The sequence below is a fragment of the Streptomyces clavuligerus genome, from assembly GCF_005519465.1.
Lineage (GTDB): Bacteria > Actinomycetota > Actinomycetes > Streptomycetales > Streptomycetaceae > Streptomyces > Streptomyces clavuligerus.
The window spans coordinates 2,125,978-2,144,842 of sequence record NZ_CP027858.1 but is presented as its reverse complement, the minus strand read 5'-3'; the positions used below and the strand labels follow the sequence as shown (position 1 = coordinate 2,144,842).

General features: G+C 72.3%; 14 protein-coding genes and 1 pseudogene. 13 read left to right on the top strand and 2 right to left on the bottom strand.

What is annotated here, in order from left to right; all coding sequences use genetic code 11:
• The first annotated feature begins 116 nt into the window (after positions 1–116).
• The 9 genes and pseudogenes from CRV15_RS08605 (at position 117) to CRV15_RS08565 (ending at position 10,599) form a co-directional block, all read left to right on the top strand.
• Entirely contained in the window at positions 117–1,094 is a 978-nt protein-coding gene (locus tag CRV15_RS08605) for an ABC transporter permease (protein ID WP_003955276.1), read from the top strand.
• A 10-nt stretch (positions 1,095–1,104) separates the two neighbouring features.
• Positions 1,105–2,166, top strand: coding sequence for an ABC transporter ATP-binding protein (locus tag CRV15_RS08600; protein WP_003955277.1), 1,062 nt, complete (start codon positions 1,105–1,107; stop codon positions 2,164–2,166).
• 13 nt (positions 2,167–2,179) lie between these two features.
• Positions 2,180–3,313, top strand: coding sequence for an ABC transporter ATP-binding protein (locus CRV15_RS08595; protein WP_003955278.1), 1,134 nt, complete (start codon positions 2,180–2,182; stop codon positions 3,311–3,313).
• 214 nt (positions 3,314–3,527) lie between these two features.
• Positions 3,528–4,469, top strand: a complete 942-nt coding sequence (locus CRV15_RS08590) for a GNAT family N-acetyltransferase (RefSeq protein ID WP_003961695.1) — start codon at positions 3,528–3,530, stop codon at positions 4,467–4,469.
• Positions 4,470–4,789: 320 nt separating this feature from the next.
• Positions 4,790–6,370: a peptide ABC transporter substrate-binding protein gene (locus tag CRV15_RS08585; RefSeq protein ID WP_009997443.1), complete on the top strand. Its 1,581-nt coding sequence runs from the start codon at positions 4,790–4,792 to the stop codon at positions 6,368–6,370.
• Positions 6,371–6,427: 57 nt separating this feature from the next.
• Complete coding sequence (locus CRV15_RS08580; protein ID WP_003955283.1) at positions 6,428–7,351, top strand: ABC transporter permease; 924 nt, start codon at positions 6,428–6,430, stop codon at positions 7,349–7,351.
• Entirely contained in the window at positions 7,344–8,357 is a 1,014-nt protein-coding gene (locus CRV15_RS08575; protein ID WP_003955284.1) for an ABC transporter permease, read from the top strand. The genes CRV15_RS08580 and CRV15_RS08575 overlap by 8 nt, the downstream gene beginning before the upstream one ends.
• A 21-nt stretch (positions 8,358–8,378) precedes the next feature.
• Positions 8,379–9,344 (top strand): annotated as a pseudogene (locus CRV15_RS08570) (ABC transporter ATP-binding protein); the annotation flags it as partial.
• 154 nt (positions 9,345–9,498) lie between these two features.
• Positions 9,499–10,599: an ABC transporter ATP-binding protein gene (locus tag CRV15_RS08565; RefSeq protein WP_003955286.1), complete on the top strand. Its 1,101-nt coding sequence runs from the start codon at positions 9,499–9,501 to the stop codon at positions 10,597–10,599.
• Positions 10,600–10,768: 169 nt separating this feature from the next.
• On the opposite strand, the gene CRV15_RS08560 is transcribed toward CRV15_RS08565, so the two are convergent.
• Positions 10,769–12,922, bottom strand: a complete 2,154-nt coding sequence (locus tag CRV15_RS08560; RefSeq protein ID WP_003961698.1) for a S9 family peptidase — start codon at positions 12,920–12,922, stop codon at positions 10,769–10,771.
• A 156-nt stretch (positions 12,923–13,078) separates the two neighbouring features.
• Here CRV15_RS08560 and CRV15_RS08555 point away from each other — a divergent pair, with 156 nt between their 5' ends.
• The 4 genes from CRV15_RS08555 to CRV15_RS08535 all read left to right on the top strand — a co-directional run bounded on the left by CRV15_RS08555 (position 13,079) and on the right by CRV15_RS08535 (position 17,768).
• On the top strand, positions 13,079–13,273 hold the full coding sequence (locus tag CRV15_RS08555; RefSeq protein WP_003955288.1) for a hypothetical protein: 195 nt from the start codon (positions 13,079–13,081) through the stop codon (positions 13,271–13,273).
• Between the two features lie 194 nt (positions 13,274–13,467).
• Positions 13,468–14,454 (top strand): N-acetyl-1-D-myo-inositol-2-amino-2-deoxy-alpha-D-glucopyranoside deacetylase, encoded by a 987-nt coding sequence (gene mshB, locus CRV15_RS08550; protein WP_003961699.1) that lies wholly within the window; start codon positions 13,468–13,470, stop codon positions 14,452–14,454.
• Positions 14,451–14,894 carry a DUF6113 family protein gene (locus CRV15_RS08545; RefSeq protein ID WP_003961700.1) on the top strand — a complete coding sequence of 148 codons (444 nt, stop codon included), beginning with the start codon at positions 14,451–14,453 and terminating at the stop codon, positions 14,892–14,894. Before mshB ends, CRV15_RS08545 begins: the two co-directional genes overlap by 4 nt.
• Positions 14,895–15,128: 234 nt before the next feature.
• Positions 15,129–17,768, top strand: coding sequence for a hypothetical protein (locus CRV15_RS08535; protein ID WP_231633942.1), 2,640 nt, complete (start codon positions 15,129–15,131; stop codon positions 17,766–17,768).
• A gap of 200 nt (positions 17,769–17,968) precedes the next feature.
• Here the strand turns inward: CRV15_RS08535 and CRV15_RS08530 are convergent, their stop codons facing one another.
• Positions 17,969–18,808: a transglutaminase-like and tetratricopeptide repeat-containing protein gene (locus CRV15_RS08530; protein WP_003961703.1), complete on the bottom strand. Its 840-nt coding sequence runs from the start codon at positions 18,806–18,808 to the stop codon at positions 17,969–17,971.
• Between the last annotated feature and the right edge of the window lie 57 nt (positions 18,809–18,865).

Sequence of the window (18,865 nt, the reverse complement as noted above, 5' to 3'; positions counted from 1 at the left end):
CCGTCCACAAGACAGCGGTCCACGGATGATCCGTGGGGGTGCGCGCCAGGCGGAGCGCACCCCCACGGGCCCACGTCTACAACCCCCGCCGCCTTCGAAGAGAGCAGCCTTCCGCGATGCTTCAGTTCCTCATCCGCAGGTTGACCGGCGCAGTAGTGATCATGTTCTTGATCGGCGCTTTCACGTTCTTCCTGTTCTACGCAATCCCTCAGGACTTCGCCCAACTCGCCTGCGGCAAGAACTGCACACCTGAGAACATCGCGGTCATCCGCGAGAACCTCGGCCTGGACAAGCCGATCACCACCCAGTTCTGGGAGTTCATGGGTGGCATCTTCTCCGGCCGGGACTTCGCGGCGGGGCACTGCTCCGCACCGTGCCTGGGCATGTCCTTCGAAACCAGCGAGTTCGTCTGGGACTCGATCATCGACCGCTTCCCGCTGACGCTCTCGCTGACCGTCGGTGGTCTGGTCATCTTCCTGACCCTGGGCCTCGGCTCCGGCCTGCTCGCCGCCTGGAAGCGCGGCACCCCGCTCGACCGTGTCGTCAGCGGTGCCTCGATGGTGCTCAGCTCCTTCCAGATCTACTTCCTCGGTCCGATCGTCCTCGGTCTCCTCGTCTACAGCACGGGCTGGATGGAGAACCCCAAGTACGTCCCGTTCACGGAGAACCCCGGCGCCTGGGCGCTCGGCATGCTGATCCCGTGGCTCGTGATGTCGACGATCTTCACCGCTCAGTACACGCGTATGTCCCGCTCGACCATGATCGAGCAGCTTCAGGAAGAGCACGTCCGCACCGCGCGCGCGAAGGGCATGTCCCAGCGGTACGTCTTCTTCCGCTATGCCTGGCGCGGTTCGCTCACGCCGATCGTCACCATCCTGGGCATGGACCTCAGCGGTCTGCTCGCGGGCGCGGTCGTCACCGAGTTCACCTTCGACCTGGCGGGTATCGGCCGTCTCGCGGTGAGCTCGTCGCTCCACAAGGATCTGCCCCTCACCATGGGTGTCATGCTGTTCGGCGCGTTCTTCATCCTGATGCTGAACATCCTCGTGGACCTCGCCTACGCCTACATCGACCCGCGCGTGCGCCTCAGCTAGGAGATCGACCGTGACCACTCAGACCAAGACCGGGGGCACACCGGCCCCGACCGGTCCGGGGGCCTTCCTCTCGGTCCGCGACCTGCGCGTACGGTTCTCCACCGAGGACGGCGTCGTCAGCGCGGTCGACGGCCTCTCCTTCGACGTCGAGCGCGGCAAGACGCTCGGCATCGTGGGCGAGTCGGGTTCCGGCAAGTCCGTGACCAACCTGACCATCCTGGGGCTGCACAACCCCCAGACGGCCACCGTCGAGGGTGAGATCCACCTCGACGGCCAGGAGCTGGTCGACGCCTCCGAGAAGGAGCTGGAGAAGCTCCGCGGCAACAAGGTCGCGATGATCTTCCAGGACCCGCTGACGGCGCTCTCGCCGTACTACACGGTGGGCCGGCAGATCGCCGAGCCGTACATGAAGCACACCGGCGCCTCCAAGAAGGAGGCCAAGGCGCGCGCGATCGAGATGCTGGCCAAGGTCGGCATCCCGCAGCCCGCGACCCGCTTCGACGACTACCCGCACCAGTTCTCCGGCGGTATGCGCCAGCGCGCGATGATCGCCATGGCGCTGATCTGCGACCCCGATCTGCTGATCGCCGACGAGCCGACCACCGCGCTCGATGTGACGGTGCAGGCCCAGATCCTCGATCTGCTCAAGGAGCTCCAGCAGGAGTTCGGCTCCGCGATCATCTTCATCACCCACGACCTGGGCGTCATCGCCAATATGGCGGACGACCTGCTGGTGATGTACGCGGGACGGGCGGTGGAGCGCGGCACGGTCCGTGAGGTGCTCCAGACCCCCAAGCACCCCTACACCTGGGGTCTGCTCAGCTCGATGCCGCGGCTCGGGGGCGACCTCGACGAGCCGCTGGTGCCGATCCCCGGCTCCCCGCCGAGCCTGCTGAACCCGCCGTCCGGCTGTGCCTTCAACCCGCGCTGCGGCTTCAAGGACCAGGTGGCGGGCGGCCTGTGCACCAGTGACCGGCCGCTCCTCGCGGCCGGCCGGGCGGCGGCCTGCCACCTCACGCCGGACCAGAAGCAGTCCATCTTCATCGATCAGATCAAGCCCCGGCTGGGCTAGGAGACGCAGAGACATGAGCGAGAACGTCACTCTGCCGCAGCAGCAGAACGCCAAGGGCCCCGAGCGGGCGGGCGAGCCGCTGCTCACCGTCGAGGGTCTCCAGAAGCACTTCCCGATCTACGGCGGGTTCCCCTTCCGGCGCCAGGTCGGCGCCGTGAAGGCCGTCGACGGGGTCGACCTGACGGTGTACCCGGGTGAGGCGCTGGGCCTCGTCGGCGAGTCCGGCTGTGGCAAGTCCACGACCGGACGGCTGGTCACCCGGCTGCTGGAGCCGACCGGCGGCAAGATCACCTACGCGGGCCAGGACATCACCCACGCCTCGCGCAAGCAGTTGGCGCCGATCCGGTCCGAGATCCAGATGATCTTCCAGGACCCGTTCTCGTCGCTGAACCCGCGGCAGACCGTCGGCACCATCATCAAGAGCCCGATGGAGGTCAACGGGATCAACCCGGCCGGCGGGCGGGAGAACCGGGTCCGGGAGCTGCTGGAGACCGTCGGTCTCAACCCGGAGCACTACAACCGCTTCCCGCACGAGTTCTCCGGCGGTCAGCGCCAGCGCATCGGCGTGGCCCGGGCCCTGGCCCTGGAACCCAAGCTGATCATCGCCGACGAGCCGGTCTCCGCGCTCGACGTGTCGATCCAGGCCCAGGTCGTCAATCTGCTCCAGAAGGTGCAGGACGAGCTGGGGATCGCCTTCCTCTTCATCGCCCACGACCTCGCGGTGGTGCGTCACTTCTCGCAGCGCGTGGCCGTGATGTACCTGGGCAAGGTGGTGGAGGTCGCCGACCGCAACTCCCTCTACACCCGGCCCCGGCACCCGTACACCCACGCCCTGCTCTCGGCCGTGCCCGAGGCGGACGTGGACGCGGCGAAGAAGGAGCGCATCCGGCTCTCCGGCGACGTCCCCTCGCCGATCATGCCGCCGTCCGGCTGCCGCTTCCGCACCCGTTGCTGGAAGGCGCAGGACAAGTGCGCGACGGAGGAGCCGCCGCTGGTGCAGCTCTCGGGCAGCGACGAGGGTCATCTGACCGCCTGCCACTTCCCCGAGGACCCCACCCGGCCGCGGACCGAGGACGTCGTCATGGACCCGGCGCTGGCCGCGCCGGCGGACAAGGCCGACGACGACTCCGCCGACGGCAAGAAGTAGTCCCCGGGCCCCGAGGGCCCCGCTCCGCCCCACCCCGGTCCCGGTCCACCCGGGCCGCCCGGGGTGCCGCACCCCGCTCGTCCCCCTTCGTCCCCGGTCGCCTCCACGGCGGCCGGGGACGAGCCGTTCCCGGGCCGGACGGCCTCCGGGCCCGCACGCCGGGCCGGGGGAAAACGCGTTGCGCGGCGGAAGCCCGGGGCGTGACAGTGAGGCGATGGACCTCACCATCCGCCCCGCCGTACCCGATGACGCCCCGATGGTCTGCCGTCTCCTCAACGCCGTCGACCTGATCGAGATCGGCCGCGAGGAGACCGACCTCGTCTCCGTACAGGCCGATCTGACCCACCCCGAGGCCGCCCTGGCGGAGAACTCCTGGCTCGCCCTGCGCGACGGCGAACCGGTCGGCTACGGACTGCTGTGGGACGACTCCGGCGCCGAGCGCATCGACATGGACCAGTACGTCCTGCCGGACCACCAGGACGTGGCCGACCGGCTGTTCGAGCTGATGGAGGCCCAGGCGGTGCGCCGCGCCGGGGCCAACGGCGCCGAGCGCGCCGTGGTCCATCTCCATCTGCACGCCCGTCCCACCGTGGACACCGCGCTCCTGCTCCGGCGCGGCTGGTCGGCCGTGCGCCGCCACCACGTCCTCACCCGCCCGCTCGACCCCGCCGCCGACCGTGTCCCCGTCCTGCCCGACGGGCTCGCGCTGCGCGCGTGCCACACGGAGGAGGACCGCCGCAGGGCCCACGCCCTGCTCCAGGAGAGCTTCGCCGAGCACTACGACCACCAGCCCCGGAGCTATGAGCGCTGGCTGGGCGACCTGGGAGAGCTGATCGACTGGTCGCTGGTGTGGCTCGTCTCGCTCGACGGGCGGGGCGATGCCGCCGCGGCGGTGACCTCCAACCACCGCGAGGCCCACGGCTGGATCAACAACCTGGGCGTCCGCGCGGAGTTCCGCGGCCGGGGCATCGCGGGTCTGCTGCTGCGCCACGCCTTCGGGGTCTACGCGGAGCTGGGCCGCGACACCATCGGCCTCGGGGTCGACACGGACAACGCGACGGGCGCGCTGCGGCTGTACGAGGGCCACGGCATGGGCGTCCACTACGCCGTGGACACCTGGGAGGTGGCCCTGCCGGTGCCCGCCGCCGCGCCCTGACCCGGGGCCTGGCCTCCCGCCGCCCGCACCCCCGCCGCGCCCGCCGCTTCCCGTCCCCGTCCCGTCCCGTCCCGTCCCGTTCCGTCCCTGTGCCGGGCCGCCCGTCCCTGCGCCGGGTCGGCTCTCAGCCGTACGGCCGCCGCCGGAGTGCGGGCCCCGCTGCCCTGGGCGACAGTCGGTCCTGACACGCGGGATACGCGGGACATGGGAGACACAGGAGACTCGGGAGGCACTGGATGCGCCGCACCCCTCTCCTGCGACGAGGCCCTCGCCCCGGGCGCCCCCCGCTGCTGCGACGGGTCAGCCCCCTCCTCGCCCCCATGGCCGCGCTCCTGCTCACCGCCACGGCCTGCGGCGGGGGCGGCGGCACCGCCCAGGGAGTGGTCAGCGCCTCCTGGGGCGACCCGGCCAACCCGCTGGAGCCCGCCAACACCAACGAGGTCCAGGGCGGCAAGGTCATGGACATGATCTTCCGCGGGCTGAAGCGCTACGACCCGAGGACCGGCCGCGCCCAGGACATGCTGGCCGAACGGATCGAGACCACCGACTCCACCACCTTCGCCGTCACCGTCCGGGACGGCTGGACCTTCAGCAACGGCGAGAAGGTCACCGCCCGTTCCTTCGTCGACGCCTGGAACTACGGGGCCGACCTCAGGAACAACCAGCGCAACGCCTATTTCTTCGGCTACATCGAGGGATACGACAAGGTCCACCCCGACTCCGGCGAACCCACCGCCACCACCCTCTCCGGCCTCACCGTCACCGGCGAGCGCACCTTCACCGTCCGGCTCAGCCAGAAGTTCTCCACCTGGCCCGACACCCTGGGCTACGCCGCCTTCGCCCCGCTGCCCCGCGCCTTCTTCGACGACCACGCCGCCTGGCTCAAGAAACCCATCGGCAACGGCCCCTACACCGTCGACTCCTACGCCCGGGGCTCCGCGATGTCCCTGCGCACCCGGGACGACTACCCCGGCCCCGACCGGGCCCGCAACAGCGGGGTCGACCTCATCGTCTACACCGACAACAACACCGCGTACACCGCGCTGCTCTCGGGCAATCTCGACCTCGTCGACGACGTCCCGGCGGCCCAGCTCCGCAATGTCCACAAGGACCTGCCCGGCCGGTACATCAACACCCCCGCCGGGATCATCCAGACCCTCGCCTTCCCCTACTACGACCCCGCCTGGAACACCCCGGACGGCGCCAAGCTGCGCACCGGACTCTCCCGGGCCATCGACCGGGCCCAGATCACCCAGACCATCTTCCGGGACACCCGCACCCCGGCCAAGGACTGGACCTCGCCCGTCCTCGGCACCGACGGCGGCTTCAGCCCCACCCTCTGCGGCGACGCCTGCGTCCACGACCCCGCCGAGGCCCGGCGCCTGGTCGCCGAGGGCGGCGGCATCCCCGGCGGCCGGATGACGATCACGTACAACGCCGACACCGGCTCCCACAAGGAGTGGGTCGACGCCGTCTGCAACAGCATCAACAACGCCCTGGGCCAGGACAGCGCCTGCGTCGGCAACCCCGTCGGCACCTTCGCCGACTTCCGCAACCAGATCACCCAGTCCAAGATGTCCGGCCCCTTCCGGGCCGGCTGGCAGATGGACTATCCGCTGATCCAGAACTTCCTCCAGCCGCTCTACTACACCAACGCCTCGTCCAACGACGGCAAATGGAGCAACAAGGACTTCGACCGCCTGGTCGACCAGGCCAACGCCGAGTCCGACCCCCAGGCGGCGGTACGGACCTTCCAGCAGGCCGAGGGGGTGCTGCGGGACCAGATGGGCGCCATCCCGCTCTGGTACCAGAACGGCAGCGCGGGCTACTCCCCGCGCGTCTCCCACGTCGCGCTGAACCCGTTCAGCGTCCCCGTCTACAACGAGATCACCGTCAGCTAGCCGGATCGGCCGGTCCGGGCATCAGGACCGGCCGGGGACAGGCCCCAGGGAGGCGCCATGGGACGTTATGTGATCCGGCGGCTGCTCCAGATGATCCCCGTCTTCTTCGGCGCCACCCTGCTGATCTTCCTGATGGTCAATGTGATGGGCGACCCCATCCAGGGGCTCTGCGGCCAGCGGCAGTGCGACCCCGCCACCGCCGCCCGGCTGCGCCAGGAGTTCGGCCTCGACAAGCCCGTATGGCAGCAGTACCTCACCTATATGGGCCATGTCTTCACCGGGGACTTCGGCACCGCCTTCAACGGACAGCCGGTCATCGAGCTGATGGCCGACGCCTTCCCGGTCACCCTGCGGCTCACCCTTGTCGCGATCTTCTTCGAGATCGTCATCGGCATCACCCTCGGCGTGCTCACCGGACTGCGCCGGGGCCGCCCCGTCGACACCGGTGTCCTGCTGCTCACCCTGGTCGTGATCTCCGTCCCCACCTTCGTCACCGGGCTGCTGCTCCAGTTCCTGCTGGGCGTCGAGTGGGGGATCGTCAAACCGGCCGTGTCCCCCGCCGCCACCCTGGACGAACTGATCGTCCCCGGGCTGGTGCTCGCCTCCGTCTCCCTGGCCTATGTCACCCGGCTCACCCGGACCTCCATCGCCGAGAACGCCCGCGCCGACTATGTCCGCACCGCACGGGCCAAGGGGCTGCCGCGCCGCCGGGTCGTCACCCGCCATCTGCTGCGCAACTCGCTGATCCCGGTGGTCACCTTCATCGGCGCCGACATCGGCGCGCTGATGGGCGGGGCGATCGTCACCGAGCGGATCTTCAACATCCATGGCGTGGGCTACCAGCTCTACCAGGGCATCGTCCGCCAGAACACCCAGACCGTGGTCGGCTTCGTGACCGTCCTCGTACTGATCTTCCTGCTGGCGAATCTGCTGGTGGACCTGTTGTACGCCGTACTCGACCCGAGGATTCGCTATGCCTGAGCCGCCCCCCGACTTCGAGGCACGGCAGGCCATCGCCCCCACCGGCGCGGGCGGCGCCACCGACCTCGCCATGAGCGAGGCCGAGACCCTGGAAACGACGGCAGGGACCGCAGGGGCGGCGGGGGTGCCCGGCGGTCCGTCCGGCACCGGGACCGCCGGGAAACCGCGCAGCCTGTGGTCCGACGCCTGGCGCGATCTGCGCCGCAATCCCGTCTTCGTCATCTCCGGGCTGATCATCCTCTTTCTGGTGATCATCGCCATCTGGCCCTCGCTGATCGCCACCCAGAACCCCCTCCAGTGCGATCTGGCCAAGGCTCAGGAGGGCTCCCAGCCCGGCCACCCCTTCGGCTTCAACGGCCAGGGGTGCGACGTCTACACCCGCACCGTCTACGGAGCGCGTGCCTCCGTCACCGTCGGTGTCTGCGCCACCCTCGGGGTCGCCCTGCTCGGCTCCTTCCTCGGCGGTCTCGCCGGATTCTTCGGCGGCGCCGGGGACGCGGTCCTCTCCCGGGTCACCGACATGTTCTTCGGCATCCCCGTCGTCCTCGGCGGCCTCGTCCTGCTCTCCGTGGTCACCAGCACCACGGTCTGGCCCGTCATCGGCTTCATGGTGCTGCTCGGCTGGCCGCAGATCTCCCGTATCGCCCGGGGCTCCGTCATCACCGTCAAACAGAACGACTACGTCCAGGCGGCCCGCACCCTCGGCGCGTCGAACACCCGGATTCTGCTGCGGCACATCGCCCCCAACGCCGTCGCCCCGGTCATCGTCGTCGCGACGATCGCGCTCGGGACGTATATCTCGCTGGAGGCGACCCTCTCCTACCTCGGTGTCGGCCTGAAACCGCCCACCGTCTCCTGGGGCATCGACATCTCGGCCGCGTCGCCCTACATCCGCAACGCCCCGCACATGCTGCTCTGGCCCGCCGGGGCGCTGGCGGTCACCGTGCTCGCGTTCATCATGCTCGGCGACGCGGTACGCGACGCCCTCGACCCCAAACTGCGCTGAACGACCGCCGTGGAGCCCGCGATGCTGCTGGACGTCAGAGATCTCCATATCGAGTTCCGCACCCGCGACGGGGTGGCCCGCGCGGTCAACGGGGTCGACTACGGGGTCGAGGAGGGCCGCACCCTCGCCGTGCTCGGCGAGTCCGGTTCCGGGAAGTCCGTCACCGCCCAGGCGGTCATGGGCATTCTGGACTCCCCGCCCGGCCGGATCACCCGGGGCGAGATCCGCTTCCAGGGCCGGGATCTGCTCACCCTGAGCGAGAAGGAGCGCCGCGCGGTCCGCGGCCCCGGCATGGCCATGATCTTCCAGGACGCCCTCTCCGCCCTGAACCCGGTGCTCAGCGTGGGTGAGCAGCTCGGCGAGATGTTCACCGTCCACCGGGGGATGCGCCGCAAGGAGGCCCGTACCCGCGCCGTCGAGCTGATGGAACGGGTGGGCATCCCGGGCGCGGAGGAGCGTGTACGGCAGTATCCGCACCAGTTCTCCGGGGGCATGCGCCAGCGGATCATGATCGCGATGGCGCTCTCCCTGGAGCCCTCCCTGATCATCGCGGACGAGCCCACCACCGCCCTCGACGTCACCGTCCAGGCCCAGGTCATGGAGTTGCTGGCGGAGCTCCAGCGGGAGCTGGGCATGGGGATGGTCCTGATCACCCACGATCTGGGGGTGGTCGCGGACGTCGCCGACCGGATCGCGGTGATGTACGCGGGCCGCATCGTCGAGACCGCCCCCGTCCACGACATCTACCGGGCCCCCGCCCACCCCTACACCCGGGGCCTGCTGGAGTCGATCCCCCGGCTCGACCAGAAGGGCCGTGAGCTGTACGCGATCAAGGGCCTGCCCCCCAATCCGGCGGCCGTGCCGCCCGGCTGCGCCTTCCATCCGCGCTGCCCGCTCGCCCGTGCGGTGTGCCGTACGGACGAACCACCGCTGTACGAGGTGACGGCCGGCCGGGGGAGCGCCTGCCACTTCTGGCGCGAGACCCTGGCCCTGGCCCGGGAGCCGTCCGGGGAACGGCCGCCGCCCGGGGCCGGGGAGCCGCCCGCGCCCGGGACCGGGACCGCGCCCGGGTCCGCGCCGGGGTCCGAGCCGCCCGCGCCCGGCTCCGGGGACGACGGGGACGGAGACCGGGGGCGGAGCGATGGCTGAGCCGATCCTCACCGTCCGTGGGCTGGTCAAGCACTATCCGCTCACCCGGGGCATCGTCTTCCGGAAGCAGATCGGCGCCGTCAAGGCGGTCGACGGCGTCGACCTCGACCTCTTCGCCGCGGGCACCCTCGGCATCGTCGGCGAGTCCGGGTGCGGGAAGTCCACCCTGGCCCGGATGCTCGTCCATCTCGAACGTCCCACCGCGGGCACCATCCACTACCGGGGCGAGGACATCACCGGGCTCTCCGGCCGTGCGCTCACCCGCGTCCGCCGCAATATCCAGATGGTGTTCCAGGACCCGTACACCTCGCTCAACCCCCGGATGACCGTGGGCGACATCGTCGGCGAGCCCTTCGAGATCCACCCCGACGCGGCCCCCCGGGGCGACCGCCGCCGCAAGGTGCGGGAGCTGCTCGACGTGGTCGGCCTCGACCCGGACTACGTCAACCGCTATCCGCACCAGTTCAGCGGCGGCCAGCGGCAGCGCATCGGGATCGCGCGGGGCCTCGCGCTCAACCCGGAGGTGCTCGTCGCCGACGAGCCCGTCTCCGCGCTCGATGTCTCCGTCCAGGCCCAGGTGGTCAATCTGCTGGCCGCGCTCCAGCGGGAGTTCTCCCTCAGTCTGGTCTTCATCTCCCACGATCTGTCGATCGTCCGCCATATCTCCGACCGGGTCGGGGTGATGTACCTGGGACGGGTGGTGGAGCTGGGGTCCGACGCGGAGATCTACGACCATCCCACCCACCCCTACACCCAGGCGCTGCTCTCCGCCGTCCCGGTGCCGGACCCCGGCGCACGGGAGCACCGGGAACGGATTCTGCTCGGCGGCGACGTCCCCTCGCCCACCCGGATTCCCTCGGGCTGCCGCTTCCGCACCCGCTGCTGGAAGGCCCGGGAGCGGTGCGCGCTGGAGGTGCCGCTGCTGGAGGTGCCCGCCGAGTACCGGATCTGGGAGGGGGCGGCCCGGCACCCCTCGGCGTGCCACTTCGCCGAGGAACTCCAGGTGGTGCCGTCGGGCCGGCCCGGCGAAGGGCCGCGGGAAGGCGGGGGAAGCGAGGGAGCCGAGGGGCCTGGGGAGCCCGGTACCGGGTGAGCGGGACGTCGTTAACGTCCGGGCAACGTGACCGACGCGCATCCGATATACGGACAGGGAACGCTGAGATCCGTACGGCCGTGCGGGTGCCGTGGACCGGCCGGGGACGCCGCAGCGCTCTCCGGCCGGTCGGCCGCCCCAGGTCACCCCTCGGGGGCGGGCGCGGGCCTCACCCCTCCGGGTCCGGCGTACGGGCCGCCAGCGTCCGCCGCAGGAACTCCACCTGCAACAGCAGTAGATTTTCGGCCACCTGCTCCTGGGGGGTCATATGGGCCACCCCGCTCAGCGGCAGCACCTCGTGCTCCCGTCCCGCCGCCAGCAGCGCCGACGACAGCCGCAGGGTGTGCGCGACGACCACATTGTCGTCCGCGAGCCCGTGCACCAGCATCATGGGACGCGCCGGATTCTCCAGACCCACCAGTCCATCCTCCGTGACCAGGGAGTTCTTCGCGTAGACGGCGGGCTGCTCCGCCGGGTGGCCGAAGTAGCGCTCGGTGTAGTGGGTGTCGTAGAGCCGCTGGTCCGTCACCGGCGCCCCGACCACCGCCGTATGGAAGACGTCCGGCCGGCGCAGCACGGCCAACGCCGCCAGATAGCCGCCGAAGGACCAGCCCCGGATGCCCACCCGCCCCAGATCCAGGGGAAAGGTCTCGGCCAGGGCGTGCAGGGCGTCGATCTGGTCGTCGAGGGCCGGGGTGATGTCGTCGCGGATCGCCTTCTCCCAGGCGGGGGAGGGGCCGGGGGTGCCCCGGCCGTCGGCGATCACCACGGCGAAGCCCTGGTCGGCGAACCACTGCGGGGTGAGATACACGTTCTGCGCGGCGAGCACCCGGCGGAAGTGCGGTCCCCCGTAGGGGTCCATGAGGACCGGAAGCGGCCCGTCGGACGCCGTGTGGTCCTTGGGCAGCAGCACCGCGCACGGGATCTGCCGGACGCCCGCCAGACACAGCCGGGGCCGGGCGCGCAGCACCGGCTGCTCCGCGTGCGAGGCCACCCGGGCCACGACCTCGCCCCCGCGCACCACCTCCACCGCGGCGCCGCTGAGGTCGAGCCGCGCGGAGGAGAGCACCGTCACCCCGCCGCCGCGCACCGCCGTGTGCACCCCGGGGCCCCGGGAGACCCTTTCCACCCCCCGTTCACTCACCCGGAGCACATGGATCTCGCCGATTTCGGGATGCGCCGCCTCCGCGCCCGCCGCCGCTGTGATCAGCACGTCCTCGGCGCCGATGTCGAGCACCGCGTGCACCTGGAGCGCCGCGCCCGTCAGCGCGCGGTCGCCGACGGCCAGTACCCGTGCGCCGCCCTCGTCGGCGATGCGCACGAGCTGTCCGCCGGGGGTCCAGGCGGGTACGCCCTGGCAGAGTTCCAGCCAGTCGGGGTCCTCGTCGACATGGACGGTCCGGGTGGCCCCGGTCTCCGGGTCCACGGCCAGATACCGCTGGGTCCGCTGGTTCCGCGTCTGGACGAGCAGCAGCGGGGCGCCCGCCGACGACCAGTGCGCCCGGGCCAGATAGGGGTACTCCGCGCGGTCCCAGACCACCTCGGTCCGCTCCCCGTCGAGCGTGGCCAGAAAGAGCTGTACATCCGCATTGGCCGTGCCCGCCGCCGGATACCGGACGGAGCGCGGCTCCCGCTCCGGGTGCGCCGGGTCCGCCAGCCACCAGCGCCGCACCTCCCGCTCGTCGACCCGGGCGATCAGCAGCCGGTCCGACTCCGGCGACCACCAGTAGCCGCGCTGCCGCCCCATGTCCTCGGCGGCGATATATTCGGCCACCCCGTGGTGGACCCCCTCGCCCTCGGGCCCGGCGAGCGCCCGGTCGCCCTCCCCGTCGGCGCCCGTGATCCGCAGCGCGCCGCCCGACACATAGGCCACATGGCGTCCGTCGGGCGAGGGCCGGGGGTCGACGACCGGGCCGGGGGTGTCCAGTTCCCGAACGGTACCGGTGCCCAACCCGGCCGTGAACAGCCGCCCGGAGAGTGCGAAAGCGGCCAACTCGGCCGCCGCGTCCACCGCGTAGCCGACGATGCCCGACGAGCCGTCGCGCACCCGCTCCCGGCGGGCCCGCTCCTCGGTGGACAAGTCCTCCTCGACACCGCCGAGAAGGACCTCCGGGTCGGCGATCAGCCGTTCCTGGGGGCCGTTCGTCCCGATGTCCAGATCCAGTACCCAGAGGCATCCATTCCGGTCGACACCGGACGCCGTTCTGAGGAAAATCACTCGCGAGCCGTCCGGCGACACCGTGAACGACCGCGGTGCGCCCAGGGAGTAGCGCTGTGTTCTGGCGTACTGACGGGGGAAGGAAAGCTGTGTTGTGGTGGCCATGTGACCGAAGCTAGCGGTCGTGCGCCCCCATGTGCTGCTGTGCACCGATCAATGCGTTCGTACGGATAGTTATGATCCCTAGCGCGAGGTGGGTAGGAACCACCTGGCACATGCAAGCTGCCTGTCCCGACCGAATATCTGTGGAGGTGAACCGCCGTGGCACTCTCCATTTCGGCGGTGCTGCTGCTGGCGATCATCGTCTTCCTGCTGATCCGGAAGTCCGGACTCAAGGGGGGGCATGCCGCGGTCTGCGTGTTGCTCGGTTTCTATCTCGCCAGCTCTTCGCTCTCTCCGACCATCAACGACCTCACGAGCAACGTGGCGGGGATGATCGGCGACTTCAAGTTCTGATCCCGTGCTGATCCGGGCCTGACCCGTTTCAGGCCCCTTCTTCACCTTTCTACGCTTTTCTCACCGATGTGCTATCGGTCGACGACCGGCTCCGCGCCGGGCGTCCGGCCGGGCGCGGCCTTCGGCCCCGTGGGGATCGCACGGGGCCGCCGAACCAGCCTCCACGGCACCCCCTTGCCTCGTAGGCTGTGCGTATGAAGGATCTCTCCGCGCGTCGTCTTCTCCTGGTGCACGCGCACCCGGACGACGAGTCGATCAACAACGGCGCGACGATGGCCCTGTACGCGGCCACCGGAGCCCAGGTCACCCTGGTCACCTGCACCCTGGGGGAGGAGGGCGAGGTCATCCCGCCCGGCCTCGCCCATCTGGCGCCCGACCGGGAGGACCGGCTCGGCCCCCACCGCAGGGCCGAACTCGCGGCCGCCATGAAGGAACTGGGCGTCGCCGACCACCGCCTCCTCGGCGGGGCCGGCCGCTTCCGGGACTCCGGGATGATGGGCGTCGAGCAGAACCGCCGGGAGAGAGCCTTCTGGCGGACCCCGGTCGACGAGGCCGCCGGATATCTGGTGGAGATCATTCGATCCGTCCGGCCGCAGGTCCTCGTGACCTATGACCCCGACGGGGGATACGGGCACCCCGACCACATCCAGACCCACCGGGTCGCCGTCCGCGCCGCCGACCTCGCCGCCGAGCGGGCCTACCGCCGCGACCTCGGCGACCCCCACACCATCGACAAGATCTACTGGAATCGGGTGCCGCGCCCGGTGGCCGAGGAGCGCTTCGCCGCGCTGCGCGGCGTACCGCTGCCCGGCCCGGCCGGGGCCCTGGGCGTCGGGGCGATCGACGATGTGCCCGGAGTGGTCGACGACGCCAGGATCACCACGGAGATCGACGGCTCCGCCCACGCCGCCCGCAAGGCCGCCGCGATGCGCGCGCACGCCACCCAGATCACCGTGGACGGCGACCGCTTCGTCCTCTCCAATCTGCTGCTCCAGCCGCTGTTCACCACCGAGTACTACGAGTTGGCGCAGGGCGTGTCCGGCGCCCCGGCCGGGGAGCGCGAACGGGATCTCTTCGCGGGCCTGGCCGGGGCGGGCTCCTCGCCGGACGGCGGCCCGGCGGACGGCCGGACGGCCCCGGGCACCCCCGGCGCCTCCGGAGCCGTGGGAGCCGCCGTATGAGCGGCCGTACGGGCGGACAGGGCGCACGGCCCGCGCCGGGCTCCCCGGCGGGCTCCTGGCTCGCCACGCCACCGCGGCCGGGGAGGATCGCCGCCTACGCCGCGCTGGCCGTCCTCGGCGCGGCCGTCGGCGTCGCGGGCGCACTGCTCCAATCCGCCTGGTTCCCCGGGGGACTCGCGCTCGCGCTGCTCGGCACCGCCGGGCTCTTCCACGGCGCGGCCCGGGCGCTGCGCACCCAGCTCGCGGTGGTGGCGCCCGCCCTGGGCTGGCTGACCGCCGTCATCCTGCTGAGCGTCGGACGCCCGGAGGGTGACGGAGTGCTCGCCGCGGGGACGGGGTCACTCCTCTTCCTCGTCGGCGGGATGGTTCTGGCTGTGATGTGTGCCACGATGGCGCGACCGGCGCAACCGGGTGGCCTCACCACCCGACTTGACCCCTAGGGGACACGCGGGGGCCTCGGCGGGCACCGTGGCCCGTGGCCCCCTAGGCTGGGTCGCCAAGGATGGGGTCACGCCCCGTACCGGCTCCGCCCGTACGCCGATATCCGTGACGCTCTGCCAGTCGCAGAGTGAGTGTCGTTGGCGGCCAGTATGGTGGTGCGCGCCGCCGAGCCGCCCATAGCACGCAGCTATCCAGTAAGAGACGGGCGGCGAAGCCAACCGGGAGAACCTGCTTTGAGTCGTGAAACTGACAGTTCGTCCTCCGGGCCCCAGGGGCGCGCCGGAGCCGCGTACCCTTCGGGAACACCGCCGTACGGATCACGCCAGTACCCGTCACCGCACCCGACGCAGGACGCTTCCGAGCGGGCGGCGGCCGGTGCCGCCGACGGCTCCCGGGAGCCGCGCGCGGACGGTGCGCCCGCCAAGTCCGAGCCCAGGACCGAGACGACGGTGACCACGCGCATCCGGATCAACATCCCCGGATCGCGGCCGATCCCGCCCGTCGTGATGCGCAAGCCGGTCGGCGAGAACGGTGAGACGTCCGGCGGCGCCACCGCCCCGGCCGCCCCGGTCGCCGAGACCGACCCCGAGCGCACGGCGGCGATGCCGGTGATCGGCGGAGCGCAGAGCCCCGCCCCCGCGCAGCAGTTGCCGACCCGGACCCCGGGCGCGACCGTGCCCTCGGCGCCCTCGCAGGACAGGGCTCCGGCGAACGACTGGTTCGCGCCACGCAAGAGCGCGACCGCGTCGAACGGCGCCGGTATCCCGACCGGTGGCGCCCACGGCCCCGCCGCCCCCCAGGGGCCGGACGGGACGAACGGCGCCGGTCTGCCCACCGGGGGTCCGGCGGCGGCCCCGGCCCCGGGGCTGCCCGGCGCCGGCGCCCGGGCGCCCGGTTCCCCGACCCCCGCCGCGGGCATCCCGCCGCAGGGCCAGGCCCCGGTCATCGACCCGCTGACGGCCCCCGTCGCCGATGTGCTCGCGGAGGCGGCGGGCGGCCAGTCCTCCGCCCCCGGGCTGCCGTACTTCTCCGACGCCCCGCAGAACGGCTTCGCCGAGGCCCCCCGGGACCCCTTCGCGGACGCCGCCGGGAACGGCTACGCCGGGGCCGCCCCGCAGCCTCCCGTCCCGGGCGGTCCGGTGGCGGACCCGGCGCGGCACCCGGCGGCGCCCCCCGTGTACGAGGGCACCCCGCCGCTCGGCACGCCGCTTCCGGGTGAACCCACCGGCGCCACCTCGGGACCGGCCAAGGGCAGCATGCCGATCCGCCAGCGGATGGGCGCGGGTGCCTCCGCGGCCGACACGGCGGCGGCTGCCGTCGGCACCGCGGCCCCGGCAGGACCGGGCGCCGGAGGCACGGCACCCGGCGGCCCCGGTGGTCCCGTCGCCCCCTCCGTCCCCGGCGGTCCGCTCGCCGGTGCGGGGATCTCCTCCGGCGCGGACGCGTTCGGCGCCGTGGCGGCTCCGGGCGCCGGTGCGGGTACGGGCGCTCCCGGCTCCGCCGGGGGCCGGTCCGGCCGTCGCGGCCGGGGCGGTTCCGGCGGCGGCCCCGGCGCGGGCTCCCCGCAGGGCCGCGTCAGCACCCCCCGGATGTCCGACGACACGGCCGTCCTGACCCCGCAGAAGCCCGCTCCGGCGCCCGGTCCCGAGGGCCAGGTGTCGGGCGACACGCTGACCAGCGGCCTTCCGGCGATCCAGGACGACCGGCGGCCGGGCAAGGGCCCGCGCGGCCCCCGTTCCCAGGGCGACCGCCCGGCGAACTTCCCGGGCGGACCGGGTGCCGCCACCGCCCCCGGTGCGCCCGGCCCCGCCGGACCCTCGGGCCCGACGGGCCCCGGCATGGCCTCGGGCGGCACCCCGGCGGCGCCCAAGCCGCAGCCCGGCGCGGCGGACGCGCTGCCCGCCGCGCCCCGTCCCCCGCAGCCCGTCAAGAAGAAGGGCCGCTCGAAGCTCGTGCTCCTCGGGGTCGCCGTGTTCGTCCTGGGCGGTGTCGCCTACGGCGCGGGCCTGCTGCTCAACCACTCCGAGGTGCCGAAGCGGACCACCGTCCTCGGCGTCGACATCGGCGGCGGCACCAAGGACCAGGCGATCGCCGCGCTGGAGAAGAACCTGGGCGAGCGCGCGGGCACCCCGCTGCGGGTCTCCGTGGACGGCAAGGAGCATCTGCTCGCGCCCGACAAGGCCGGTCTCGACCTGGACCGCCAGGCCACCGTCCGCAAGGCGGCGGGCAGCGACTACAACCCCGTCTCGGTCATCGGGTCCCTCTTCGGCGGCGAGCGCGCCGTGCAGCCCGTGTTCCCGGTGGACGAGGAGAAGCTGAGCGTCGCGCTGGCCGACCTCGCGGGCAAGGCGGGCTCGGCGGTCGAGGGCACGATCACCTTCTCGCCCAACAAGGTCAACGCCGTGCCCGGCCGGGCCGGTGAGTCGCTGGACGTCGCCCGTTCCGTGCTCGCGGTGAAGGACGCCTACCGCGCCCAGGTGGAGTCCGGGCGGTCCAAGGTGGTGGAGCTGCCGGTCGCCAAGAAGGAGCCGACCGTCGGCCAGGCGGAGCTGGACCGGGCGATGAAGGAGTTCGCGGAGCCCGCGATGTCCGCCAACATCACCGTCGTGGCGGGCGGCCGGACCATCGAGCTGGGCCCCGCCATCTCGCTGCCGCAGATCCTCTCCATGAAGGCGGTGGACGGGAAGCTGGTCGAGGTCTACGACAAGAAGGCCATCGAGCAACTCGTCGGCGACCGCTTCGCCGGGGTGACGATCACCAAGGGCGACGGCAAGCAGCACCAGCTCGGCCCCGACGACATCGCCCAGGCGATGGGCCCGGCGCTGCGCGGGAAGACGCCCGCGGAGCGGACCGCCGAGATCGATCTCGGCTGACGCCCCACCGGGCGGCCCCGGCACGGCCCGTCAGGGCGGCGGCGCCCCGTTCACCCAGGAGAGGGGAACGGGGCGCCGCCGCCGTTCCCGGCCGGGTGACCGCGGGTGACCGGGGTGGCCGGGGGCGTGAGGGCGCGGGCAACCGCGCGGGCCCGTCCCGGAGGCCGCCGTACGCCCCGGAGGCCGCCGGGGCCGCGCCGTCAGTTGAGCATGGCCCGCGCGGCCCGGGCCCGGCCCCGGACGGCCTCCGCCGTCGCGGGCTCGACCGGCTGCACCACCTCCGCGTACGCCTCCAGCTCCGCCGCCCCGGTGAGGAAGTCCCCGCGCTGGACGAGCAGTTGCGCGTGCTCGTAACGGAGCCGCGCGGGGTGGGACGGCAGCAGCAGCGAGAACTCCACCGCCCACAGCGCCGCCGCCGACTGCTCGGGGCGGGCGGCGGCCCAGGCGCGGATGTTGCCGAGGATGCGCAGCACCACGTCGAGCGGGCTCGCGGGGGTGAGCATCGAGGGCTCCAGGGGAGCGCCCGTCGCGTCCATCACCAGGAGTTCGGCCTCGTTCCCGGTCAGCGGCCCGCCGCCCGCGAAGGGGTCGGCGAGCACCGGTCCGCCCGGGGCGCCGGGGTCCCCGAAACCCACGACGAAGTGGCCCGGCAGGGCCACCCCGTAGGCGGGCGCGCCCGCCCGCCGGGCGACCTCGACCCAGACCACCGAGAGCAGGATCGGCAGTCCGCGGCGGCGCTCCAGCACCTGGTGGAGAAGGGAGGCGCCGAGCCGCCGGTACTCCCCTGAGGTGCCGTGGAAGCCGCACTCCCGACCGAGCAGATCCGCCAGCGCCCCGGCCCACTCCCGGGGCGTCTTGGGGCCGTAGGGCAGCAGCCCGGCGAGCCGGTCCAGCTCGATCTGGGCCGCGTCGATGCCCGCGTCGTCCAGGGCGGGGTCCCCGGCGGTGGCGAGCAGCAGACACAGCAGGGCGAGATCGGGGCGCTCGGAGCGTGCCTCCTCGGCGAACCAGTCACGATATTTCGCGGAATCATCGTCCATGGTGCATATGTACCCGTCTCTGTGCTGTGCCGGTGGCCGTGCCCGCCCGCGCCCGCC